The organism is Salinarimonas chemoclinalis, from assembly GCF_041514305.1.
In the GTDB taxonomy this organism is placed as follows: domain Bacteria; phylum Pseudomonadota; class Alphaproteobacteria; order Rhizobiales; family Beijerinckiaceae; genus Salinarimonas; species Salinarimonas chemoclinalis.
This window is the reverse complement of sequence record NZ_JBGMWH010000027.1, coordinates 1-23,910: the sequence shown is the minus strand read 5'-3', so window position 1 is coordinate 23,910 and position 23,910 is coordinate 1. Positions and strand designations below refer to the sequence as shown.

At 73.1% G+C, this 23,910-nt stretch carries 21 protein-coding genes; 6 read left to right on the top strand and 15 right to left on the bottom strand.

Features of this window, described 5'->3' with window-relative positions; all coding sequences use genetic code 11:
* Positions 1 to 7: 7 nt before the first annotated feature.
* From AB9M23_RS21665 to AB9M23_RS21650, 4 genes are all read right to left on the bottom strand, one after another.
* Positions 8 to 952 (bottom strand): chlorophyllide a reductase iron protein subunit X, encoded by a 945-nt coding sequence (locus AB9M23_RS21665; protein ID WP_372426749.1) that lies wholly within the window; start codon positions 950 to 952, stop codon positions 8 to 10.
* Positions 949 to 1,905 carry a chlorophyll synthesis pathway protein BchC gene (gene bchC, locus AB9M23_RS21660; protein WP_372426748.1) on the bottom strand — a complete coding sequence of 319 codons (957 nt, stop codon included), beginning with the start codon at positions 1,903 to 1,905 and terminating at the stop codon, positions 949 to 951. Before bchC ends, AB9M23_RS21665 begins: the two co-directional genes overlap by 4 nt.
* Before the next feature lie 128 nt (positions 1,906 to 2,033).
* On the bottom strand, positions 2,034 to 3,143 hold the full coding sequence (locus AB9M23_RS21655) for a methyltransferase (protein ID WP_372426747.1): 1,110 nt from the start codon (positions 3,141 to 3,143) through the stop codon (positions 2,034 to 2,036).
* A gap of 36 nt (positions 3,144 to 3,179) precedes the next feature.
* Positions 3,180 to 4,049 carry a polyprenyl synthetase family protein gene (locus AB9M23_RS21650; RefSeq protein ID WP_372426769.1) on the bottom strand — a complete coding sequence of 290 codons (870 nt, stop codon included), beginning with the start codon at positions 4,047 to 4,049 and terminating at the stop codon, positions 3,180 to 3,182.
* A 126-nt stretch (positions 4,050 to 4,175) separates the two neighbouring features.
* Between AB9M23_RS21650 and crtD the strand changes: the two genes are divergently transcribed.
* Together crtD and AB9M23_RS21640 are read left to right on the top strand one after the other, a co-directional pair.
* Entirely contained in the window at positions 4,176 to 5,759 is a 1,584-nt protein-coding gene (gene crtD, locus AB9M23_RS21645) for a 1-hydroxycarotenoid 3,4-desaturase CrtD (RefSeq protein WP_372426746.1), read from the top strand.
* Complete coding sequence (locus AB9M23_RS21640) at positions 5,669 to 6,646, top strand: carotenoid 1,2-hydratase family protein (RefSeq protein ID WP_504985810.1); 978 nt, start codon at positions 5,669 to 5,671, stop codon at positions 6,644 to 6,646. The genes crtD and AB9M23_RS21640 overlap by 91 nt, the downstream gene beginning before the upstream one ends.
* Positions 6,647 to 6,672: 26 nt before the next feature.
* On the opposite strand, the gene AB9M23_RS21635 is transcribed toward AB9M23_RS21640, so the two are convergent.
* The 9 genes from AB9M23_RS21635 to AB9M23_RS21595 all read right to left on the bottom strand — a co-directional run bounded on the left by AB9M23_RS21635 (position 6,673) and on the right by AB9M23_RS21595 (position 15,345).
* The gene (locus tag AB9M23_RS21635; RefSeq protein WP_372426744.1) at positions 6,673 to 7,632 is read right to left on the bottom strand and encodes an HpcH/HpaI aldolase/citrate lyase family protein; all 960 of its coding nucleotides are present in this window, start codon (positions 7,630 to 7,632) and stop codon (positions 6,673 to 6,675) included.
* Entirely contained in the window at positions 7,629 to 8,708 is a 1,080-nt protein-coding gene (locus AB9M23_RS21630) for a cysteine protease StiP family protein (protein WP_372426743.1), read from the bottom strand. Before AB9M23_RS21630 ends, AB9M23_RS21635 begins: the two co-directional genes overlap by 4 nt.
* A complete protein-coding gene (locus AB9M23_RS21625) occupies positions 8,708 to 9,475 on the bottom strand; it encodes an HAD family hydrolase (protein WP_372426742.1) in 768 nt (255 codons plus the stop codon). Before AB9M23_RS21625 ends, AB9M23_RS21630 begins: the two co-directional genes overlap by 1 nt.
* Positions 9,472 to 10,584, bottom strand: a complete 1,113-nt coding sequence (locus tag AB9M23_RS21620; protein ID WP_372426741.1) for a phosphoribosyltransferase domain-containing protein — start codon at positions 10,582 to 10,584, stop codon at positions 9,472 to 9,474. Before AB9M23_RS21620 ends, AB9M23_RS21625 begins: the two co-directional genes overlap by 4 nt.
* Before the next feature lie 7 nt (positions 10,585 to 10,591).
* Positions 10,592 to 11,131 carry a DUF1523 family protein gene (locus AB9M23_RS21615; protein WP_372426740.1) on the bottom strand — a complete coding sequence of 180 codons (540 nt, stop codon included), beginning with the start codon at positions 11,129 to 11,131 and terminating at the stop codon, positions 10,592 to 10,594.
* Entirely contained in the window at positions 11,128 to 11,376 is a 249-nt protein-coding gene (locus AB9M23_RS21610; RefSeq protein ID WP_372426738.1) for a hypothetical protein, read from the bottom strand. The genes AB9M23_RS21615 and AB9M23_RS21610 overlap by 4 nt, the downstream gene beginning before the upstream one ends.
* 189 nt (positions 11,377 to 11,565) lie before the next feature.
* Positions 11,566 to 12,894 (bottom strand): RsmB/NOP family class I SAM-dependent RNA methyltransferase, encoded by a 1,329-nt coding sequence (locus tag AB9M23_RS21605; RefSeq protein WP_372426737.1) that lies wholly within the window; start codon positions 12,892 to 12,894, stop codon positions 11,566 to 11,568.
* Between the two features lie 50 nt (positions 12,895 to 12,944).
* Positions 12,945 to 13,370 (bottom strand): hypothetical protein, encoded by a 426-nt coding sequence (locus tag AB9M23_RS21600; protein WP_372426736.1) that lies wholly within the window; start codon positions 13,368 to 13,370, stop codon positions 12,945 to 12,947.
* 4 nt (positions 13,371 to 13,374) lie between these two features.
* Entirely contained in the window at positions 13,375 to 15,345 is a 1,971-nt protein-coding gene (locus tag AB9M23_RS21595; RefSeq protein ID WP_372426735.1) for an acetyl-CoA carboxylase biotin carboxylase subunit, read from the bottom strand.
* A gap of 128 nt (positions 15,346 to 15,473) precedes the next feature.
* Here AB9M23_RS21595 and AB9M23_RS21590 point away from each other — a divergent pair, with 128 nt between their 5' ends.
* From AB9M23_RS21590 to AB9M23_RS21575, 4 genes are all read left to right on the top strand, one after another.
* Positions 15,474 to 15,758, top strand: a complete 285-nt coding sequence (locus tag AB9M23_RS21590) for a BrnT family toxin (protein ID WP_372426734.1) — start codon at positions 15,474 to 15,476, stop codon at positions 15,756 to 15,758.
* A 15-nt stretch (positions 15,759 to 15,773) separates the two neighbouring features.
* The gene (locus AB9M23_RS21585; protein WP_372426733.1) at positions 15,774 to 16,151 is read left to right on the top strand and encodes a helix-turn-helix domain-containing protein; all 378 of its coding nucleotides are present in this window, start codon (positions 15,774 to 15,776) and stop codon (positions 16,149 to 16,151) included.
* A 135-nt stretch (positions 16,152 to 16,286) separates the two neighbouring features.
* On the top strand, positions 16,287 to 16,517 hold the full coding sequence (locus AB9M23_RS21580; RefSeq protein ID WP_372426732.1) for a hypothetical protein: 231 nt from the start codon (positions 16,287 to 16,289) through the stop codon (positions 16,515 to 16,517).
* An 89-nt stretch (positions 16,518 to 16,606) separates the two neighbouring features.
* A complete protein-coding gene (locus tag AB9M23_RS21575; protein WP_372426731.1) occupies positions 16,607 to 19,462 on the top strand; it encodes a class I SAM-dependent DNA methyltransferase in 2,856 nt (951 codons plus the stop codon).
* 3 nt (positions 19,463 to 19,465) lie between these two features.
* Here the strand turns inward: AB9M23_RS21575 and hisS are convergent, their stop codons facing one another.
* Positions 19,466 to 20,983, bottom strand: coding sequence for a histidine--tRNA ligase (gene hisS / locus AB9M23_RS21570; protein WP_372426730.1), 1,518 nt, complete (start codon positions 20,981 to 20,983; stop codon positions 19,466 to 19,468).
* 79 nt (positions 20,984 to 21,062) lie between these two features.
* A complete protein-coding gene (gene treY, locus AB9M23_RS21565; protein WP_372426729.1) occupies positions 21,063 to 23,810 on the bottom strand; it encodes a malto-oligosyltrehalose synthase in 2,748 nt (915 codons plus the stop codon).
* Positions 23,811 to 23,910: the final 100 nt, after the last annotated feature.

Here is a 23,910-nt window from a genome sequence, read left to right as displayed (position 1 = left end):
CCCCCGCTCAGGCGTCGTAGACGATTTCGAGGGAAGGCTTCGTCACCGCGTCGACCCCGCACATGTCCTCATAGGAGGCGGGCTGGAGCACGACGTCGCGGCCGACGGTGTCGGACGAGAACAGGTCGAGCAGGCCCTCCGGGGAGAGCGGCGTCGGGTGCATCGGCGGCGCCTCGGCCACCGCCATGCCGAGCTGCTCGAACAGCGAGGCCCACTCGCCGCCGGGGCGGCCGATGATCTCGTAGTTCGCGCTCTTGCGGCGGATGTCCTCGTGGGCGGGGATCGCGGCGAGAACCGGGATGCCGACCGCCTGCGCGAAGGCCTGAGCCTCGCCGGTGCCGTCGTCCTTGTTGATGACGAGGCCCGCGACGCCGACGTTGCCGCCGAGCTTGCGGAAATACTCCACCGCGGAGCAGACGTTGTTGGCGACGTAGAGCGACTGCAGGTCGTTAGAGCCGACGACGATGACCTTCTGGCACATGTCGCGGGCGATCGGCAGACCGAAGCCGCCGCAGACCACGTCGCCGAGGAAGTCGAGCAGCACGTAGTCGAAGCCCCAGTCGTGGAAGCCGAGCTTCTCGAGCAGCTCGAAGCCGTGGATGATGCCGCGTCCACCGCAGCCGCGCCCGACCTCCGGGCCGCCGAGCTCCATGGCGAAGACGCCGTCGCGCTTGAAGCAGACGTCGGAGACGGCGATGTCCTCGCCGGCGAGCTTCTTCTTCGACGAGGTCTCGATGATCGTCGGGCAGGCCTTGCCGCCGAAGAGCAGCGAGGTCGTGTCGCTCTTGGGGTCACAGCCGATGAGCAGCACGCGCTTGCCCTGCTGGGCCATCATGTAGCTGAGGTTCGCCAGCGTGAAGCTCTTGCCGATGCCGCCCTTGCCGTAGATCGCGATGATCTGCGTCTCCTTCTTGGCGGGCGGCTCTTGCTCGATCGGGGTCACGGCGTTCATGCGGTGCGCCTCCAGTCCAGGATCATCTTCAGGCACGAGGGGTCCTCGAAGGCGGTGCGGTAGGCCCGCGCCGCGTCCTCGGCCACCTCGCGGTGGGTGATCAGGCCGTCGAGGGAGAGCGCTCCCGAGGCCACGGCGGATACCGTGGCGTCGAGATCCGCCCGCTGCCATTCGGCCGCGATGCGGATGTGCGCCTCCCTCATGAAGGCCGGGGGAAACGAGAAGCTCAGCGGCTCCGAGTAGAAGCCCGCGAGCACCACCTCGCCGCGGGGGGCGAGGCGCGAGATCAGGGTGTCGAGCAGGCGGCCGTCACCGGAGACGTCGACGACGGCGCGGTAGTCGCGGCGCGGGTCGTCCGCGGAGGCGACCACCCGGTAGCCGAGGGCGCCGTCCATGCGAGCCGGGTTGGTCTCCCACACGGTGGGCGCGCCGCCCTTCGCCACGACGATGCGGGCGATCAGCCGCCCGAGCGCGCCGTGGCCGACGATCAGGTCCGGCGTCTCGCCGGCGATCTCGACGGCGTGCCAGGCGGTGGCGGCGAGCGCCAGCAGCGTGCCCTGGGCGAGGCCGTCCGGCCGATCGAGGAACGCGTCCGGCAGCGGCGCGAGGCGCGCGCCGGGGCTCACGATCCGGGCGGCGGCGCCGCCGAACAGACCGCGGATCTCGCCGTAGCAGCGCGCGCCGGGCACGTAGACCCCCTGCCCGACCGAAAGCCCGCTGTGCGAACCGGCATCGACCACCCGCCCGACCGATTCGTAGCCGGGCACCAGCGGATACCCCATGCCGGGGAAGGCGGGCATGCGGCCCGTGTAGAGCAGGCGCTCGGTGCCGGTGGAGATGCCCGAGAAGGCGACCTCGACGACGGCGTCCTCGGGACCCGCGGGATCGAGGGCGATCGTCTCCAGGCTCAGGCGCTCCGGCTCGTGCAGGACGACCGCTCGCGTGCTCGACATGACGTGGCCCTCCCTGTTCACGAGCCTATTCGTTGTGCATGTCAATCTAGACTGACACGACCTGATGTCAATCTAAACTAACACCCGATGCGGCTTGTCCGGACCCTTCCGGATCACGCAGGGACAATTCACGCCGTTGCGACGAGCAGGCTCGCCACGAGCGGCATGCGGGTCCTCACGAAGCGGGTGGAGGCGAAGCCCGCGCGCCGGGCGAGATCGGCGTTCTCGGCGGGGGTGCGCGGGCGTCCGGAGCCCATCGCGTAGAGGTAGAGGCCGAAATAGGCCTGGGTGACCGCCCGCGCGCCGGGGGTCTCGGCCATCGGCTCGCCGACGAGGAGCGTGCCGCCGGCCGGCAGCGCGGCGCGCACGGCCTTCAGGATCGCGAGGGCCGCGTCGTCGTCGTGGTCGTGCAGGATGCGCACGAGGGAGATCGCGTCGGCCCCCGCCGGCAGCGGATCGCCGAAGACGCTGCCGCCGACGGTGGCGATTCGCCCGGCGAGCCCGTCGGCGGCGAAACGCGCGGCGGCCGCGCGGGCGACCGGCGGCAGGTCGAAGAGGACGAGCTCCGTCCTCGGCGCCCGCGCCGCCGCCGCGCGCAGGAAGGCGCCGGCGCCGCCGCCGACGTCCATCAGGCGGCGATGACGGGAGACGTCGTGCGCATCGAGGATCTGGCGGGAGACCATCGGCTGGGAGGCCGCCATCAGGTCGGTGTAGGCGGCGATCGCCTCGTCGGCGAGGGTGCCGGGCTCGGGGCTGCGGGCGTAGGCCCAGTAGCGCGCCAGCGCGCCGCCGCCGGGCCCGCGGGCGAGGCAGGCGACGGGGTCGGCGAGATCCTCGTAGAGGAGCGGGTGATGCAGCGCCATCGGCGCCACGGCGGGGTTGCCGAGCACCGCCGCCCCGTGCGGCCCGAGCCCGATACGCCCGCCCGAGCGGGCCTGAAGCAGCCCGATGGCGCAGGCGGCGTCGAGGAGGCGCTTGGCCCCCTCTTCCGGCAGCCCGGTGCGCGCGGCGACGTCGGCGGGAGAGAGCGGCTCGGCACGCAGCGTCTCGAAGAGATCGAGGCGCAGGCAGGCGAGCAGCGTCTGCGTGTAGACGAAGCCCGCCACGATGTCGAAGAGCGCCGCCGCCCGGCGCCGGGCGATCGGGCGCGTGAGCGGGAAGCGCTCGGCGAAGGCCTGGAAGCGCTCGCTCGAGACGAGCCTGTCGCGCCAGGAGAGCACGATGTCGGGCAGGCGCATGGCCCTGATGTCCGGATCTGCGCGCCTGCGCCCCCCTCAGGCCGCCACGCGCGCGAGGCTCTTGGGCACGAAGCGCTTGGCGGCGTGGTGGATCACGGCCTTGAGCTCGGTGGCGCCCCCGCAGGGCGGGATAGACGCGATGGCGTCGGCGACGAGGGTCTCGAGCCGGTCGATCGCGCCCTCGACGCCGAGCAGCGCCGGTGCGCTGGCGCGGCCGTGGGCGGCGTCCTGGCCCGTGGGCTTGCCGATCTCTTCCGCCGTGGAGGCGATGTCGTGCAGGTCGTCGGCGACCTGGTAGGCCTCACCCAGCAGCTCGCCCAGCGGTCGCCAGGCCTCCGGGTCGCCGCCCGCGGCGAGCGCGCCGGCGCGGGTCGCGGCGGAGAACAGCGCGCCGGTCTTGGCGCGGTGGTAGAGCGAGAGGTCGATCGTCGGCTCGCTCTCCCAGGCCTGCCCGGCGACGATGCCGTAGGGCATCCCGGTCGAAGCGGCGATGGTGGAGACGAGCGGCGCGAGGCGCCGCGGCACGGCGGCGCCGGCATGCGCCAACGCCTCGAAGGCGAGCACGATCAGCCCGTCGCCGGCGAGCACCGCGAGCGGCTCGCCGAAGGCGCAATGCACGGAGATCTTGCCGCGCCGGGTCGAGGCGTCGTCGAAGCAGGGGAGATCGTCGTGGACGAGGGAGGCGCAGTGCAGCAGCTCGATCGCGATCGCCGCGGCTTCCGCGAGGCGCGGCTCGCCGTCCCCGCAGGCGGCCGCGACGCCCAGCGCCAGCCTGGGGCGGATGCGCGCGCCGCCGGGAAACACCGCGTAGCGCATCGCCGAGGCGATGAGCGGTGGCGCGTCCGGGCCGCCAGCGCGGGCGAGCGCCGCCTCGAGGGCTCTCTCGATCCGGGTTCCGGCGTCGATGCGGACTTCCATGCGGGGTCTCCCCAGGTCTCTCGGCGTCCCGGTATTGTCAACCGGATTTGTCGGTATGGACTGTCAATGTAGACTGACATAGCTTTCGGGCGTGTCAACGGCCAGGATGCTTCGGTGAACTTCGGACCCGCCCCCGCGACGGACTCCTCCAGGGACGGCACCGTCGTGATCGGCGCCGGCATCGCCGGCCTCGTCTGCGCCGTGCTCGTCGCGACCTCGGGGCGCCCGGTGACGGTGCTCGAGCGCGCCGCCGCGCCCGGCGGCAAGATGCGTGAGATCGCCGTCGACGGCGTGCGGGTCGATTCGGGGCCGACCGTGCTCACGCTGCGCGGCGTCTTCGACGCGATCTTCGAGGCGGCCGGCGCGCGGCTCGACGAACGGGTGCGGCTGCGGCGGGCCGAGATCCTCGCCCGCCACGCCTGGGAGGGCGACGCGCGGCTCGACCTCTTCGCCGACGTCGAGCGATCGGCGGACGCGATCGGCGCCTTCGCCGGCGCGCGGGAGGCGAAGGGCTTCCGCGAGTTCTGCGCGGCATCGGCGCGGGTCTTCGCCATGCTCGACGAGCCCTTCATCCGTGCGCCCGAGCCCTCGCTGCCCAGGCTCATTGCGAGCCGCGGCCTCATGGGCGCACACGAACTCCTGGCGATCCGTCCCTTCGGCACCCTGATGCCGGCGCTGGAGGGCTTCTTCCGCGACCCGCGGCTCGCCCAGCTCTTCGGCCGCTACGCCACCTACACCGGCTCTTCGCCCTATCTCGCGCCGGCGACGCTGATGCTGATCGCCCACGTCGAGCAGGCGGGCGTGTGGCTCGTCGAAGGCGGCATGCAGCGCCTGGCCGATGCGCTGCACGCGCTCGCGGTGGAGAAGGGCGCGACCTTCCGCTTCGGCTGCGCGGCACGCGAGGTGCTCGTCGAGGGCGGTCGCATCGCCGGCGTGGCGACGGCGCAGGGCGAACGCATCCCCGCCGCCCGGGTCGTCGCCAACGCCGATTCGGGCGCGATCGCGGCCGGCATCCTCGGGCGCGAGGCCGCCCGCGCGGTGCCCGCCGCGAGCCCGTCGCAGCGCTCGCTCTCGGCACTGACCCTCTCGCTCCGGGCCCGCACGCGGGGCTTCCCCATCACCCGCCACACGGTGTTCTTCTCGCGCGACTACCCGGCCGAGTTCGAGGCGATCTTCCGCCGCGGCCGGCTGCCGGACGAGCCGACCGTCTACGTCTGCGCGCAGGATCGGGACGACCGGGGCGGGCGGATCGACGGCGCCGCCGAAGACGCACCCGAGCGGCTGTTCATGATCGTCAACGCGCCGGCCACCGGCGACAACCGCCCCTTCGACGAAGAGGAGATCGCCACATGCGACACGGCGACCTTTCGACATCTGAACCGCCTCGGCCTCTCGGTGGAGCGCACCCCGGAGGGGACGCGGCTCACGACGCCGAGCGACTTCGAGCGGCTGTTCCCGGGGACGGGGGGCGCGCTCTACGGGCGGGCGAGCCACGGCTGGAACGCGAGCTTCGAGCGCCCGAGCGTGCGCACGAGGCTGCCGGGGCTCTACCTGGCGGGGGGGAGCGTCCATCCGGGAGCGGGCGTGCCGATGGCGGCCCTCTCGGGCTGGACGGCGGCCCATCTGATATCCCGCGATTCCGCTTCGACCGCACGGTCGCGGACGATGGGTATTGCTGGTGGTACGTCGACGTCCTGAGCGACGACGGGAGATTAGGTCTCACCATCATCGCCTTCATCGGCAACGTGTTCTCGCCCTACTACGCCTTCGCGCGGCGCAGGGGCGCGAAGGCCGGCCGCCCGGCGGACCCGCACGACTTCCCCGCCATGAACGTCGTGCTCTACGGCCATGGCCACAAGCGCTGGGCGCTGACCGAGCGGCGCCGGAACGCGCTCTCGCGGGACACGACGACACTCTCGATCGGCCCCTCGCAGATGCGCTGGGAGGGCGGTGCTCTCGTGGTCGCGTTCGACGAGCGCACCATGCCCGTTCCCGGGCGGCTGAAGGGCCGGGTGCGGCTCTCGCCGTCGGGACTCACCCCGCAGATCTTCGGGCTCGACGCGGGCGCGCGGCACATGTGGTGGCCGATCGCGCCGGCCTCGCGGGCGGAGGTGACGCTGGAGCATCCGGGCGTAAGCTTCTCGGGCGACGCGTATTTCGACATGAACTTCGGCGCCCGCCCGCTCGAGGCGGACTTCGACTGGTGGAACTGGTCGCGCGCGCCCGGCTCGCGCGGCGCCTGCGTGCTCTACGACGTCGTCCGGCTCGACGGCTCGCGCCAGGTGCTCGCGCTCGACATCGGCCGCGACGGCACGGTGCGCGACCTCGCGACGCCGCCCCTCGCTCACCTGCCCCCGGGCGCCATCTGGCGCATGCCCCGCGAGACCCGCACCGAGCCCGGCGCCGCCCCGCCGCGGGTGCTCAAGACCTTCGAGGACACGCCCTTCTACACCCGCTCGGAGATCGCCACGCGGCTCCTGGGCGAGGACGTGCGGGCGATGCACGAGAGCCTGTCGATGCCGCGGTTCACGAAGCCGTGGGTGCAGATGCTGCTGCCGTTCCGGATGCCGCGCACCCCGTGGTGACCATCGGCGCGAGGCGCGCGCGACCCTCACCCCGTCGCGTCCGCCGCCCAGGCCTCCTCCGCGACGCCGTAAAGCGCCGCGCGGGCGACGACGCGGCGGGCCCAGGCGCGGTGGACGGTGGGCTCGCACATGGCACCCGCGTGCTGGAAGACGGCGCGCGCGTCCTCTTCCAGGATCGCGCGCGCACGCGCCAGATCGTCCGCGCCGACCGCGTAGGCGGCCTCGATGATCGCCACCTGCATCGGGTGGATCGCCGTCTTGCCGCAGAGCCCGAAGGCGACGTCGCGGGCCGCCTCGCGGGCGAGCGTCACGGGATCCCGCACGATGTCGAAGACGGGCGCGGTCAGGGCGAACCCGGCGGGGATCATCAACCCGACGAGTTGCGCCACGAGCGGGCCGAGCGGCCCCTCGTAGAGCGTCTCGCCGGGCATGCGCCGCAGGCCCAGGCAGGCGAGGAGGTCGTTGCCGCCGATGCGCAGCGCCAGCACCCGGCCCCGCGCGGTCGCGACGAGTTCGTCGCGCAGATCGCGCATGGCGCACGGGTCGAACACCTCCGGCGTCTCGAGCGTCGGCATCAGGAGGAGATCGCGCCCGCCGAGCGCCGCGACCCAGGCCGCCACGCCGCCGGGGCGCACCTTGGGCGCGACGAGGCCGGTGAGCCGCTCGGCGCCGGGCAGCGCGGCGATCTCCCACGCCATCGCGAGGGATCGCGGCCGCACGAACAGCAGCGGCGCGTCGGGCGTCGGCGCATCGATGCGCCCGAGCGCGGCGAGGAGCGCGCGCAGGTTCGCCAGCGCGTCGTCGATGTCCGTCTCGGCGACGGCGTCCTCGAGGCACAGCACGATCGAGCGCAGGCCCGACAGCTTCGCGCCCGTCGCCACCGCCCGGATGTCGGGCCGCGTCGCGGGGACGTACAGCGTCGCGCCGAGCGCGAGCGGGTCGATGCCGCGGGCGGCGGAGACGTCGTCATGCGCGGTCTTCGTCACGACACCCTCCGGATCAGGGTCAGCGCGCGGTAGGGGGCGATCGCGTCGCCCGCCTCCTCGAGCGGCACGCCGCGCTCGCGCGCGAGATGAACCAGCGCCGCGCAATCGGGGTCCGCCGCCGACGCTACGAGAACCCGCTCCGGGACCCGGCGCAAGACCGCGCGCGTCGCCTCGGCGATGCCCGGCTTGATGCGGTTGAGGTCGTCCACGTCGAATCGTGCGGCGACGCCCGACACCACCGCGCGCGAGGCCTCCCGACGCCGCTCCCGGGTCGGGTCCTCGGGCCTGATCGGCCGGACGGCCGCATCGCTCAACGCGGGCAGGACCCGTGCCCACAGCGCCTCGACGTGATCGCGGGTGACGTCGTGCGCGGCGAGGTGGTTCCAGACGCGGCAGCCGTGGAAGTCGTTCGCGCCGATCGCCTCGTTGAGGATCGTGCGCGAGACGAGGCCCGAGACCGTGGCGCCGAGGATGCCCGAGGGGATCAGCCAGTCCTCGCCCGAAGCCGAGAGCCAGGCGCGGCCGCACGGGTCGGCGAGCGTCACGAGCCGGGGCGCCCAGTCGCCGCGCCCCGAAAGCGTCCGCACGAGCTCGCCGGCGATCGCGCCCTTGCCGGTCCAGCCGTCGACGAAGACGCCACCCGCCGTCGGACGCCGCGCGGCGACGTGGGCGAGCGCGACATCGTCGATGCCCCGGTCGCGGATGATCGAGACGCCGGCATGCGCGACGTCGCGCCCGAGCGCGGCGAGCGCACGCCTGAGCAGCACGCCGAGCGGCGCGCCGGCGCGCACGAGGCTGAGCAGCGTGATCGGCCCCTCGATCGCTTCCGCGAGGCCCTTGGCGAGCCCCGCGATCTCGCGTCCCGCCCGCGGGGCGTGGCGGGCGAGCGCGTCCGCGTAGAGCGCACGATAGGCGGCCGAGGGCGGCTCCTCGCGGCCGATCATCTCCGAATAGTGCCGCGCGCCGGACTGGATCGCCCGCTCCTTCTCCTCGGTGGGCGTCTCGGCGAGGGCGAGCGGCGTGAGCAGGAAGGCGATGTCGCCCTCCTCGAAGGAACCGGGGAAGCCGCCGAGCATCAGGTCATTCCGTCGATCGGGACGCCGGTCAGCGCCCCTGCGAGCTGGCTTCCCGAGGGTGCGCCCCAGACGTCGCAGGCGAGCAGGAACGGCAGGTCCGTCAGGCTGTCGCCGAGCCCGATCGCCGGCCGGTCGGGCGCGTCCGCGCGCAGCCGGCCGAGCAGGTGCTCGACGGCGCGCCGCTTCGAGAGCGCCGGCGGGAGGAAGCCGAGATTGTTGCCGTTGTGGTGGACGGTCCAGCCGGCGAGATCGAAGCCGGACACCAGCGCGTCGGCGATCTCGGCCAGCCGCTCGCCGTCCCCGTCGTTCTGCTTGAACACCGTGTAGGTGGAAAGCTCCGCCTCCGCGACGATCCAGGCACGCACGTCCAGGCCCGCCTCCAGCGCGGCCGCACGTCCGTGCTCGAGCAGTGTCTCGAGCGTCTCCTCGAAGCCGCCGAGGTCGCAAGCCATCACCTGCGCCCATTGCGCGTCGCGCTCGCCGTCGGGCGTCAGGATCACCGCGCCGTTGGCGAGGATCGCCCAGGAGGCGAAGGGTATCGCGACGCGTGCGTAGGCCTCCGTCGAGCGGGCGGTGACGGGGATGGGCTCGGCGGTGGCCAGCAGCCAGTCCACCAGCGCCGCCTGCCGCTGCGTCATCATGGAATGCGCGCCGTTGGACGCGCGCGCCGCGAGCGTGAGCTGCTCCGGCGGCGTGTCCGGCGGGCATTTGCGCAGCGTCTGGAACAGCGTGTCGTCGAGGTCGACGAACACCATGGGCCGGCTCATGCGTACAGCTCCCCGTCCTCGACGACCCGTGCCCCGAGCGCCGCGACGAGCGCCGGGTCGAGCGCCGCGCGCCCGGTCTCGACGCAGATCAGGATGCGATCGTAGGGCTCGCGCGTGACGTTGTAGAGAAAGTTCGGGATGCCGAGGCCGTAATTGTCGCCGAAGGCGAGCGCCGTCTCGATGGCGTGGCCCACCGCGATCGGCGAGCGCGTGACGGCGGAGAAGCGCACGTCGGCCCCCGCCGCCTCCAGCGCCTCGGCCAGCAGGAAGGGCGGGAAGACGTACTCGCCCGTACCCAGAACCAGAATGCGCTCCCCCGGCCGCGGCGCGAGGGCCGCGATCGACGGCCTGCGATGCTCGCGCACGCCGAGCCGCCCCCAGTCCCGCGCCGGATCGGGCGAATGCGCGCCCCGTGCGGTGACGTCCACCGACGGCATCTCGGGGAGCGGCGCGCCGGGGTTCGGCGTCCACGCGTAGCGCCCCTCGAGCAGCGTCGCGTTCGACGCGCCGAGCGCGCGCGCCGCCTCCCCGCCCGACCAGTCGGTGAGCGTCGCGAGCACGATCCGCTCGGGCGCGAGGCCCGCCTCGCGGAAAGCGTGGGCGAGGTTGAGGAAGGTCTTTCCGGTGGAGGCCTCGTCGTCGACGAGCACGAGGCTCCTCGCCCCGCGTGCGGGCGCCGCGAGCGCGGGATCGACGGGGGCGTGGAGGAGGTGGCGCGTCGCGTGGCTGTGCTCTTCCTCGAAGGTGAGCCACAGGAGCGAGCCGAGCGGGTGGCGCGTGGTGGGCAGGTAGACGACGTCCGTGCGGCCGGTCGCGGCGACATAGTCCTGCTGCACGCCGGCGCCGAGCGCGATCGCGGTCTCGGCCATGCCCACGACGAGCACCGGTCCCGGCAGGTCCGCCGGGATCGCCGCCGCGAGATCGCGGGTCGCCGCGCGCATGACCGAGGGCGCCACGGGGATGTGACGGCCCAGCACCTTCGATACGAAGAGGAAGGCGCGCTTGGGGTTGCGCCGCTCGGCGAAACCGAACAGGTCGCCCGGCGCGCGCAGGCTCCGCGCGACGGCGACGCCGATCGTCCCCGTCGCGAGCCGCGCCTCGAGGCTCATCGCGGCGTCAGAGCGAGGCCGCACGGCGGCGGCGCCAGCGCGCCACCGACCACCAGATCCAGCCGATCACGCCGGCCAGGAGCGCGAAGAACACGATGTTGAACCAGGGAATGGGCGTGTAGCCGGGCTCGACGCGCTGCACCGAGACGGCGTTGGGGAACCACGAGAGCATCGGGATGCGCCAGCCGTAGTGCGTGACGAGGGCGCGGTTGTCGGGCTCCCGGGCGATGGCGCCCGCACGCTGGTGGACGTTGGCGGAATCGAACTTGAAGTACCAGGGAAAGCCCCAGCCTGTGTCTTCGTTGTAGTAGACGCGCGCCGCGCCGCTCTCCGGGTCCTCCGCGAAGATCACGTAGACGTCCCGCGTCGCCCCCGGCACCTCGTTGTTGGCCGCATTGCCGTCGCGGTCGACGCGCCGGATGTCGGTCGAGGTGATGCGCACGACGTCGTAGCCGGGCAGGTTGTAATGCAGGAAGGCACCCAGCGGCAGGAGCAAGATCAGGAGAAGCAGCACCTTCAGCAGGGTGCCGCGAAACATGTCCTTCATGCGAAGACTCCGACCAGGATGAGAATGCCGAGGAGCAGCAGGGGGACGCCCACCAGCTGGATCCAGAGACGCCGCCCCGTCGTGCGTCGCCATTGCGCGATGTCGTGTTCGAGAGCCGCCCCGTCAAGCTCGTCGGAGAGCCGCGCGCGGCGGCGCCGGCGGATTTCTCCGAGCGTCAGCACCGCCTCGCGGGTGAGCGTCAGCAGCGCCGCGAGGGCGAGGAAGACGGCGAGCCAGCGCGTCACGCGCCGGCCCTCCCCACGGCCCGTGCGTCACGACCTTTCGCCAAGGGCTCCTCCTCGCGCCGCCCGCCTTCGCCGCGCTCAGGTCCGCACCTTCGCACGCCGCACCCCGGGGACGCCAGCCCGGCAGGCCCGGCCCGGAGGGCGGCGGCGGAAGCGACGGAGCCGCCGGGGAGCGTCCGCATCGTCGGGCTACCCGCGACGGTCCAGCGCCGCGACGTAGAAGCCGTCCACCCCCGTCCGCAGGGGCGACATCTGCAGCCCGTGCCGCGTCGGGCGTACGAGCGGCGCGAGCGTGGCGAGGCCGGCGGCTTCCATCAGCGCGCTGGCGGGGACGGGCGCGAAACCCGGATGCCGCGCGAGGAAGGCGTCGAGCGCGCCGTCGTTCTCCGCCGGCAGGACGGAGCAGGTGACGTAGACGATGCGCCCGCCCGGGGCGACGAGCCGCGCGGCGCGGTCGAGCACCGCGTCCTGCTCGCCGCGGCGCTGGGCGAGGGAGCCCGGCCGCAGGCGCCACTTGGCGTCCGGGTTGCGGCGCCAGGTGCCTGTGCCGGTGCAGGGCGCGTCGACGAGGACGAGGTCGGCGCGACCGTCGAGATCCTCCACCGCGTCCGCCTTGCCGCGAGGGCTGCGGATCTGGACGTTGCGCACGCCCGCCCGCGCCAGCCGATCGTGGATCGGCGCGAGGCGCCGCGTGTCGGCGTCGGTGGCGTAGATCTGGCCGGAATTCTCCATCAGCGCCGCGAGTGCCAGCGTCTTGCCGCCGGCGCCGGCGCACAGGTCCACCACCTGCGCCTTGGCCGCCGGGCGAGCCAGGAGCGCGGCGAGCTGCGAGCCCTCGTCCTGGATCTCGATCCAGCCCTTGAGGAACTCGGGCTCGCTCTGGAGCGCGGGTCCGCGACCGTCCTCGCCGAGCGCGATGCGCAGGCCGGCGGGGGCGTGGGGCGTCTCGATCGGGGCGAGGAACGCCAGCGCGTTCTGCGCCTCCTCGCGGGTGACGAGGAGCCTGTTGACGCGGATGTCGAGCGGCGCGCGCTCGGCGAGCGCCCGCGCCTCGGCGACCGCCTCCGCCTCGCCGAAGATCGCCGCGAGCTCGTCGTGGATCCAGGCGGGGTAGTCGCCCTGCACGTGGGGCGGCGCGTCCGCGAGGTCCGGACGCGCCAGGCGGGCGCGCTCGTCGTCGGAGAGCGGTGCCGGCGCGAAGCGCGAGCCGTCGCACAGGCTGGCAATCTGGTCTGCGCTCATCCCGCGCTGAAGGGCGAGCATGCCGAGCACGAGGGCGCGGCCGCGGAGCGGCTGATCGCCCTCCCCGCCCTCCTCGCGCGCGCCCATCACCCAGGTGGCGGAGGCCCGCCGGCGCAGGGCGTCGTAGACGAGCGTGGCGATGCCGGCGCGGTCCTTCGATCCGGCGAAGCGGTGGGAGAGGCCCCAGTCCTTCAGGGCGTCCGAGGCGGGGCGGCGGCGGGCGAGGAGGTCGTCGAGGACCTCCATCGCGCCGGAGAGGCGGGCTTGCGGTGTCATCGCCCGCATGTGGCAGGTTCGCCCCCGCGCCGCAAGCGCGACGCGCGGCGTCAGCAGGTCGCCCAGGCGATCCGGTTCGGACCGAGCGCCGTCTCGCGCGTCCGCTCGCCGGTGCGCACGATGGTCAGCTCCGCGGAGAGCCGCGCGCCGGTCTCGACGTCGTGCTCGACATAGACGAGCGCGCCCATCGAGCGGACGATCCGCGCCTCGACCCAGGGCCGCTCGCCGCCGGCCCGCGGGCCGCTCTGGCGCATCAGGATTCGCGCGTCCTCGAAGCGCACCGTCTCGCGCAAGGCGGCGGGATCGCGCGCGAGGCACCACTCGCCCTCCAGGAAGGCGATCTCCTCGCGCGCCACGGGGCAGTGGCGCATGGCCGAATCGCATTCGTCCGCGTGCTGGCGCAGCTGGAAGGCGAGGTAGGTCCCGAAGGCGCCGAGCCCGAGGACGATCGCGGCGGCGATAGCGAGCTTGCGCACGGGATCAGCCCTCCTCGGCCTCGATGACGAGGATGCGGGCACCCTCCGCCACCTGGTCGCCGGGGCCGGCCGCGATGTCGCCCACCGTGCCGGCGATCGGGGCGGTGAGCGGATGCTCCATCTTCATCGCCTCGACGACGGCGAGCCTCTGGCCCTTCTCGACCCGCTCGCCGGCCGCGACGAAGAGCGCGACGACCTTGCCGTGCATCGGCGCCTTGACGAGCCCGCCGGCGTCGAGGTGCTCGAGATCGACGCTCGCCGGATCGAACAGCGCGACGCGGGTCTGGCGCCCCTCGCGCAGGACGAGGACGTCGCCCTCCGCCTCGACGAGCGTCGCCTCCGGCTCGCCCATGCCGAGCGTGGCGCCGGGGATCTCGACGGCCGGCCCGTCGGCGTCGAAGCTCACCTGCGCGTCGAGCCGCTCGCCGTCGACGAGGAGCGGCAGCGTCGTGCGCCGCTCGCCCATGAGCTGGAAGCCGTCCTCGGCGAGCCACGGCGTCGCCGCCTCGCGCAGGGCCGCGCGCGCGGCCTCCCGCGCCGCGGCGAGATCCGCGGAGACGAGGGCGAGCGCGCCAGCCGCCACCGCCGCGGGATCGCGCTCCTGCGGCACGGCGCCCAGCGCGCCGAGGTTGGCGTCGATGAAGCCCGTGTCGAACGCCCCCTCCCGGAAGGCCGGCGCGTCGACGAGGCGGCGCAGGAAGGCGGCGTTCGTGCGCGGGCCGGCGACGACCGTCTCGCCGAGCGCGCGCGAGAGGGCGTCGAGCGCCTCGTCGCGGGTCTCGCCGCGGGCGATGATCTTGGCGATCATCGGATCGTAGAACGGCGTCACGAGGTCCCCCGCCTCTACGCCCGCGTCGACGCGCAGGTCCTCGCCCTCGGGGAACGAGAGCGCGAACAGCCGGCCGGTCGAGGGCAGGAAGCCGCGCTCGGGATCCTCCGCGTAGAGCCGCGCCTCGACGGCGTGGCCCATCAGCGGCACGTCCTCCTGGCCGAAGGGCAGCGGCTCGCCGGCGGCGACGCGCAATTGCAGCTCGACGAGGTCGAGGCCGGTGATCGCCTCCGTCACCGGGTGCTCGACCTGGAGGCGGGTGTTCATCTCCATGAAATAGAAGCGGTCCGCCCGCAGCCCCTCGCGCCCGTCGGCGATGAACTCGACGGTGCCGGCGCCGACGTAGCCCACCGCCCGCGCGGCCTCCACCGCGGCGCGACCCATCGCCTCGCGCACGTCCGCGGTCATGCCGGGCGCGGGCGCCTCCTCGATCACCTTCTGATGGCGGCGCTGGAGCGAGCAGTCGCGCTCGTTCAGGTGCACGACGTTGCCGTGGGCGTCCGCGAAGACCTGGATCTCGACGTGGCGGGGGCTGAGCACGTACTTCTCGACCAGCACCCGCGGGTCGCCGAAGGACGCTTGCGCCTCGCGCTGGGCGGAGGCGAGCGCGGCGTCGAAGTCCGCCACCTTGTCGACACGGCGCATGCCCTTGCCGCCGCCGCCGGCGACCGCCTTGATCAGCACCGGATAGCCGATCTCGTAGGCCTTCTGGCGCAGGAAGTCCGGCTCCTGGCGCACGCCGTGATAGCCCGGCACCACGGGCACGCCCGCCTTCTGCACGAGCGACTTCGCGGCGTCCTTGAGCCCCATCGCCTCGATCGCCTCCGCCGGCGGCCCGACGAAGACGATCCCGGCGTCCGAGCAGGCGCGGGCGAAGGCCGCGCGCTCCGACAGGAAGCCGTAGCCGGGATGGATGCACTGCGCGCCGGCGCTCCTCGCCACGTCGAGGATGGCGTCGATCCTCAGGTAGCTCTCGGACGCCGGCGCCGGGCCGATGCGGTGCGCCTCGTCGGCGAGGCGCACGAACAGCGCGTCGCGATCGGCGTCCGAGTACACCGCGATGGTGCGCATGCCGAGCCGCCGCGCGGTCCGGATGACCCGCACGGCGATCTCCCCGCGATTGGCGATGAGCACGGATGACAGCACGGGCGACCTCCTGGCGTGGATGCCCGTCCTTTGGACTGGAGCGGCGGGCGAAGGTCAAGGGGGCCGGGGGACGCGTCGGTCGGGCGCGGGGTATGGACAGGAGTACGGACGGTCCGTAGTGTCGAGGGGTGGACGCGCCGACCGACTTCGAATGGGACGACGGGACGGCCTCGGCGAACGAGGCCAAGCACGGCGTTTCGTTCGATGTCGCCATGGATGTCTTCCGCGACCCGCGTCGCCGCGTGAGCAGCGATGACCGTCGCGACTATGGCGAGGAGCGCTTCACCACGTTGGGCGCGGTCGGCACGACGTGCCTCGCCGTCGTGTTCACCATGCGCGGCGGCACCGTCCGCATCATCTCGGCGCGACGCGCCAACCGGCGCGAACGCCGGCTCTACGAGGGAGGGACGTGACGTGACGGAGGTGACATGGCGATCGTGAGACGTCGGCTCGGAGAGGGTCCGCCGAGGCGCTTCACGCCCGAGCAGCAGGCGCGTCTGGACGCGATGACGGAGGACGAGATCGAGGCGAACGCCCTCTCCGATCCCGACAATCCGCCCATGACGGATGCGATGATCGAGCGCGCCGAGATCGGCTATGCCGTCCGCCGCACCCGCGAGCGTCTGGGCCTCACCCAGGCGGCGTTCGCCGCGCGCTACGGCATCTCGCTCGGGCGGCTGCGCGACGTCGAGCAGGGGCGGCACGCGCCCGATCCGGTGCTCGTCTCCTACCTGAAGCTCGTCGCCCGCGACCCCGAATGGGTCGCCGAGACCATCGCCGGGCGCTCCGCCGACCACGCGGCCTGAGCGCCCGCCCCTCCCGTCGGAAGGACCGCATCGCGCCATTCGGACGCGGGTGCGGATCGCCGCGGGCGTTGCGTCGTTGTCGACCGACGATGCCCGCCCGCGCGGGCCCCGCAACCGACCGGAGGAGGGCTTCCGATGACCTGGGCGAATTTCCTCGAAGCGCAGAACGTGATGACGATCGCCATCGTGCTCGTCCTCGCGATCGGCACTTTCGCGTATTTCCTGCGGCGCAAGTCGAACCGGCGCGCGGCCTCGAACGCCTTCTCGGGCGACCCGAGCCGCTCCGCGCTCGCCCGCAAGGCCGAGCAGGGATCGCACGATCCCGTCGACCGCACCGGCGACCCGGCGGGGCCGCCGAAGCGCTAGGGGCGCGCGGCGGGGCTGTTCAGGCGGCGGGCGCGTGCTAAGAGGAGGCGTCCACCTTTCGTTCGCGAGATTCCTCCGGCCGCCCCCGCATGACGCCCCGCGAGTTCATCGCCAAATGGTCCGCCGCCACGCTCACCGAGCGGCAGGCGGCACAGGAGCATTTCATCGACCTGTGCCGGCTCGTGGACCACCCCACGCCGGCCGCGGGCGATTCGACCGGCGAGGCCTACGCCTTCGAGAAGGGCGCGACCAAGACAGGCGGCGGCGAGGGCTTCGCCGACGTCTGGAAGCGCGGCTACTTCGCCTGGGAATACAAGAAGAAGAAGCGCAACCTCGATGCGGCGATGGACCAGCTCGTGCGCTACGCCGCCGCGCTGGAGAACCCGCCGCTCCAGGTCGCCTGCGACATCGACCGCATCCGCATCCGCACCGCCTGGACGAACCTCGTCGCCTCGAGCATCGAGATCGCGCTCGCCGACCTCGAAGACCCGGCGAAGCTCGCCCTCGTCCACGCGGTCTTCCACGATCCCGACAGGCTGCGGCCCGAGCGCACGCGCGAGCGCGTCACCCGCGAGGCGGCGGACAAGTTCTCGGCGCTGGCGCTGCGCCTGCAGGGTCGCGCCGACGCCGAGGCGGTGGCGCATTTCGTCAACCAGCTCGTGTTCTGCTTCTTCGCCTCGAGCGTGAAGCTCCTGCCCGAGGGCATGTTCCAGGCGCTGATCGCGCGGGCGCAGAAGCGCCCGAAGCGCGCCAAGGGGAACCTCGACGAACTCTTCGCCGAGATGCGGACCGGCGGCGAGTTCGCCCTCCAGGACATCGCGCACTTCAACGGCGGCCTGTTCGACGGGCAGGAGGCGCTGCCGCTGGACGAGGGCGACGCCGACCTCCTGATGCAGGCGGCGAAGCTCGACTGGTCGGAGATCGACCCGACCATCTTCGGCACGCTGTTCGAGCGCTTCCTCGACCCCGGCAAGCGCGCGCAGATCGGCGCGCACTACACCGATCCGGCCAAGATCATGATGATCGTCGAGCCGGTGATTCTGCGCCCGCTCCGGCGGGAGTGGGAGGAGGCGCGCGGGCGCATCGAGGCGATCATGGAGAAGGCCGCGGCGAAGGCGCAGAGCGTCGCCCCGAGCCGCCGGGAATCCGCCCTCGCCAAGGCGCGCGTGGAGGCGGAGGCGATCCAGCTCGCCTTCCTGGAGCGCCTGCGCGGGCTCGTGATCCTCGACCCCGCCTGCGGCTCGGGCAACTTCCTCTATCTCGCGCTCCAGGCGGTGAAGGACCTCGAATGGCGGGCCATCCAGGAGGGCGAGGGGCTCGGCCTCTCCCCCCGCGTCCCCGAGGTCGGGCCGGAGATCCTGCGCGGCATCGAGATCAACCCGCTCGCCGCCGAGCTCGCCCGCACCACGATCTGGATCGGCGACATCCAGTGGCGCATCCGCAACGCCATCTACACCCGCCCCGACCCGATCCTGCGCAAGCTCGACACGATCGAGTGCCGCGACGCGCTGATCACGCGCGACGCCGCGGGGCGGGCCGTGGAGGCGGACTGGCCGGCGGCGGAGTTCATCGTGGGGAACCCGCCGTTCTTGGGGGGGAAGAAGCTCATCGCAGGGCTCGGGGCGGAGGAGACCGAGACCATCCGCGAGGTCTACGCCGAGAGAATCTCGCCGTTCTCCGACCTCGTCTGCTGGTGGTTCCACAAGGCGCGCAAGCAGATCGAGGACGGCCGCTCGAAGCGCGCCGGGCTCGTCGCCACGAACTCGATCCGGGGGGGCCGCAATCGGCTGACGCTGGAGGCCATTCAGCGGCGGCTGAAGATCTTCGAGGCGTGGTCCGACGAGCCGTGGATCGTGGACGGGGCGTCTGTTCGCGTCTCGCTCGTGTGCTTCGCGGATGAGCCGCCGGACGAGCCGATGCTCGACGGGCTCGCCGTCGCGGCGATCAATCCCGACTTGACCGCGGACCTGCCGATCACGACGGCCCGCCAGCTGGCCGAGAACGCGGACGTCTCGTTCATCGGCATCCAGAAATCCGGGCCGCTGGACATCCCTGGCGAAGTGGCGCGCAGGCTGCTGACGGAGCCGACAAACGTCAACGGCCGACGGAACTCGGACGTCTTGTCACCGTGGTGGATCGGGATCGACGTGACCCGGCGCCCGCGCGACTACTGGATCATCAACTTCAATGGTCTCGGCGAGAACGCAGCTGCCCAGTTCGAGGCGCCCTTCGAACTGCTCCGTCGCGAGGTCGAGACGTATGAGGCCGAGCGCGGGCGGAAGATTACACGCGCGGACTATTGGCGCCTCTGGCGCAGCCGACCGGAACTCTTCGCCGCCATAGCCGGCCGCGAGCGGATGATCGTGACGCCCGAGGTCGCGAAGCACCGCGTGTTCGTCTTCCTCGACACGCGGATCGTCCCGGACAAGAACCTCACCGCCATCGCCCGCGACGACGACACCACCTTCGGCATCCTCCATTCCCGCTTCCACGAGGCCTGGTCCCTGCGGCTCGGGACGAGCCTCGAGGATCGGCCGCGCTACACCCCCACCACCACCTTCGAGACCTACCCCTTCCCGGAGGGCCTGACACCGAACCTCCCTGCCGCCGCCTATGCGGACGATCCGCGCGCGCGGCGCATCGCCGCCGCGGCGCGGGCGCTCGACGAGGCGCGGGGGCGGTGGCTGAACCCGCCCGATCTCGTGCGGATCGAGCCGGAGGTGGTCCCGGGCTATCCCGACCGCATCCTGCCCAAGGACGACGCGGCGGCGGCGGTGCTGAAGGAGCGCACCCTCACCAAGCTCTACAACGCGCGGCCCGCCTGGCTCGCGGCGCTGCACGACGACCTCGACCGCGCGGTCGCCGCCGCCTACGGCTGGCCCGAGGACATCGGCATCGAGGACGCCCTCGAGCGCCTCCTCGCGCTCAACCTCGCGCGCGGCTGAGCCTCACCGGTGCCGGGCGAGGATCTCGCGCACGGCGTCGACCATCGTCGCCTCGGGGACGGAGACCTGCGCGGGCCGCGCGGCCTTCCATTCCTCGTTGGTCTCGATCGTCTCGGACGCCTTGGCGCCCTCGATCAGGTCCTTGATCTGGACCTCGCCGCGCGCGCGCTCGTCGGAGCCCTGGATGATCACGCAGGGGCTGCGGCGCCGGTCGGCGTATTTCATCTGCGCCTTCATGCCGGCCGAGCCGAGATACATCTCGGCGCGGATGCCTTCGGCCCGGAGCGTCGCGACGAGGCGCTGGTAGTCGGCGACGCGGTCCTTGTCCATCACCAGCACGACGACGGGCGCCTGCGGCTCCGCGCCGGCGACGATGGGGCTGTTCACGAGCCGCAGCGCCGAGAGGAGCCGCGAGACGCCGATGGAGAACCCCGTCGCCGGCACGGGCTCGGCCCGGAAGCGCCCGACGAGCCCGTCGTAGCGCCCTCCCCCGCCGATGGAGCCGAAACGCACGGGCACGCCGTCCTCGTTGGTGACGGGGAAGGTCAGCTCGGCCTCGAAGACGGGGCCGGTGTAGTACTCGAGGCCGCGCACGACGGAGGGGTCGATCCGAACGCGCTCCGCGTAGCCCGAGGCTGCGATCTGGGCCGCGATGTCGCGGAGTTCCGCCACCCCCTCCCCGCCCCGCTCGGAGCCGGCGACGACCGCCTCGAGCGCCGCGAAGGTCTCCTCCAGCGTGGCGCGCGCCGCCTCGGTGAAGGCCACGACCCGCTCGGCCTGCTCCGCGTCGAGCCCCGCCCCCTTCGTGTAGTCCCCGCTCGGGTCCATGCGCCCCTCGCCGAGCAGCGCGCGCACGCCGTCGACGCCGACCTTGTCGAGCTTGTCGATCGCGCGCAGCACCACGAGGCGCCGCCCGGCCTGGTCCTCGCCGGCGAGCCCGATCGCCTCCATCACGCCGTCGAGGACCTTGCGGTTGTTCACCTTGACGACGTACTGGCCCTTCAGCCCTAGCCGATCGAGCGTGTCGGCGGCCATCATGCACATCTCGGCGTCCGCCGCGACGGAGGCGGCGCCGACCGTGTCCGCGTCGAACTGCATGAACTGCCTGAAGCGCCCCGGGCCGGGCTTCTCGTTGCGGAAGACCCAGCCGGCGCGATACGAGCGGTATGGCTTGGCCAGCGCCTCGAAGTTCTCGGACACGTAGCGGGCGAGCGGCGCGGTGAGGTCGTAGCGCAGCGACAGCCACTGCTCGTCCTCGTCCTGGAACGAGAACACGCCCTCGTTCGGGCGGTCCTGGTCGGGCAGGAACTTGCCCAGCGCGTCGGTGTACTCGACGAGCGGCGTCTCCACCGCCTCGAAGCCGTAGAGCTCGTAGACCGCGCGGATCTCGGCGAGCATCCGCTCGGCGGCGGCGAGCTCGCCCGGGCCGCGGTCGACGAAGCCCCGCGGCACCCGCGCCTTCAGCCGGCTCGCCTTCGCGTCGTCGTTCTTGCCGAGTTCCTTGCCTTGCTTGGCCATCATGCGTCCCGCCCTTGATCGGAGCGCCACGCGATAGCGCGCGCGCGCCCGGGGGGCAACCCGCACCGCCGGGGCGCGTCGCTCAGGCGGCTGTCCAGAGGCTCACGGGAAGCGGCGCGAGCAGCTCCGCCACCGACGTCTCGACGCCGAAGGTCCGCGCCCCCGCCCCCTCGCGGAACGCGTCCTCGAGCCGCGTGTCGACGAGGTCGTCGGGCAGGACGAGGCGCGTGTCGCCCCACCAATCCGCGGGCGGCGCGAGCGCCTCGCCGCCGATCAGCACCCCGCCCATGAGCCGCCCCGCCACCGCGATCGCGAGCGAGGACGAGTGCCGCCGCGCGAAGGCGACGACGTGCGAGGCCCGCCGCCCGCGCACGCCGAGCGGGACGTACTCGCCCTCGGCGAACAGATCCGGCAGCGCCCGGCGCGCCTCGAGGCAGCGCGCGATCACCCGCTGCTTGATCCGCCCGTCGCGGAACCGCGCGGCGAGGTCGGCCAGCGGCGCGCCCTCGGCGAGCGCCGCCTCGCGGGCCTCGTAGTCCACGGGGTCGCGGTTGTCGGGGTCGACGAGGGAGAAGTCCCAGAACTCGCGGCCCTGGTAGCAGTCCGGCACGCCGGGCGCGGTCGAGCGCAGGAAGGCCTGCACGAGCCCGTTCGCCGCGCCCGCCGGCGCCAGCGCCTCGGCGAAGGCGTGGACGGAAGCGAGGAAGGCCGGCGCCACCGCCGGATCGGTCACCGCCTCGACGAAGCGCGCGCAGGCGGCCTCGTAGTCGGAGTCCGGCTCCGTCCAGGACGAGTTGAGCTTGGCCTCCCGCAGCGCCTTCTCCTGCCAGCGCACGAGCCGGGCGCCGAGCCGCTTCGTGCCCTGCGCGTCGTCCGGCGCGAGGCCGTAGGGCCAGGCGCCGAGCAGCATCTGGTAGAGGACGTACTCGTCGGCGGGATCGACGGCGTCGCGCGTGTGGCGCTTGTTGATGTCGAGCCAGGAGCCGACCCTGTCGGCCCACTCGGCGGGAACCTCGGAGAGCGCCGCGAGCCGGGCGCGCACGTCCTCGCCGCGCTTGTGGTCGTGCGTGGCCGTGGCGATCATCGCGTGCGGTAACAGCTCGGCGCGCTCCAGAGATTGCGCATGAAAGGCGTCGCGCGACACGGCGAAGCGGCCCGGGTCCGAGCCGACCTCGTTGCGCGAGACGAGCCGGCCGTAGCGGTAGAAGGCGGTGTCCTCGACCGACTTCGCCGCGACCGGCGCGCAGAGCTGCTGGAAGGCGACGACGGCGCGGCCGCGGATCTCCTGGTCGGCGACGCCGACGCCCGAGATCCAGCCGGCGATCAGGTCCAGGATCGGCGCCTCGCCGGGCCCCGCCATGTCCTTGGCGGCGGCGACGGCGCGCGCCAGAATCGGCGCGTCCGCCCCGGGCGCCGCGCCGGCGGTGGCGTAGGTCCGGTAGGCGGGAAAGGCGGCGACGAGGGCGACCAGCGCACGGCGCAGCGCGTGGTAGGTCACGTCGCGGGTCTCGAGGTCGCGCCGGGCGAGGTCGTGGAAGGCGTGCGCCACCGCGTCGACCTGGCCGGCGAAGTTGCGCACCAGCATCTCGTTGCGCGCATCGAGCTCCTCGGAGGCGAAGTCCGGGTAGCGGCCGGAGATCTCGGCCCAGAGATCGGTGAACATCTCCTCGCCGTCGGGGTCGTGCAGGAGCCCGCCGACGGCGTCCATGAACTCGTAGCCGGTGGTGCCGTCCACCGCCCAGTCGGTCGCGAGCGTCTCGTCGTGGGCGAGGATCTTCTCAACGAGCACGAGCGCCGGCCCCTCCGGCGCCTCGGGCGGGCGCTGCGGCGCGATTTCCGCGAGCCGCTCGCGCAGGCGCCGGCCGTAGCCGGCGGGGTCGGCGAGGCCGTCGACGTGGTCGATGCGCAGGCCGTCGATCAGGCCCTCGGCGTAGAGCCGGAAGATCTCGGCGTGCACGCCCTCGAACACGTCCTCCTCCTCGACCCTGAGCCCCGCGAGCTCGGTGATGTCGAAGAAGCGCCGCCAGTTGATCTCGTCGCCCGCCGTGCGCCACCAGGAGAGGCGCCAGTTCTGCCGCTCCAGGATGGGGTGCAGCGTCGCCGGCTCGGACACGCGTGAGAGCGCCGCCTCCAGAGTCTCGCCGGCCTCCTCGACGAGCGCGAGGCGCGCCTCCTCGAAGGCCTCGGGCGTGCGCGCCGCATCGAAGCGCTCCGCCAGCGGCGCGAGCGCAGGGTCGCCGGCGCGCAGGATCTCGCCGTAGTCGCCGGGGTTCAGCGGGAAGCGGTGGTGGTAGTAGGCCGCACAGAGCCGGCGCATGCGCGGATCGAGGACGATCGCGATCTCGCCGTTCGCCAGCGCCTCGCCGTAGGGCGCGCCGAGGAAGGGCGCGGCGACCTTGCCCTCGAGCACGGGGTCCGGCGTGTTCCAGTCGATGTCGAAGTAGTGCGCGTAGCGGCTCGCCTGGCCGTTCTCCAGCACGTCGAGCCAGAACCGGTTGTCCGCCCCGCCGACCGCCATGTGGTTGGGCACGATGTCGGCGATGAGCCCCATCCAGTGCCGGCGCGCGGCGGCGACGAGCGCCCGCAGCCCGTCCTCGCCGCCGATCTCGGGATCGACATCGGTGAAGTCGACGCCGTCGTAGCCGTGCACCGAGCCCCGCCGCGAGGCGAGGATCGGCGAGAGGTAGAGGTGGCTGATGCCGAGCGCCGCGAGGTAGGGCACGACCCGCTCCGCCGCCGCGAGCGGGAACTCGCGGCGCAGCTGCAGGCGGTAGGTGGCGCGCGGCACGCGCGGGGCCGTCGCCGGGGCGTTCGGAGTGTCGTGCGTCATTCTTCTGGCCTTCCTCGCGGCCGCGCCGCGGATGCAGGACGCCGACGGTCTCCCCTCCCCCTCGTGGGGAGGGGCCGGGGGTGGGGGGCGTGCAGGACTG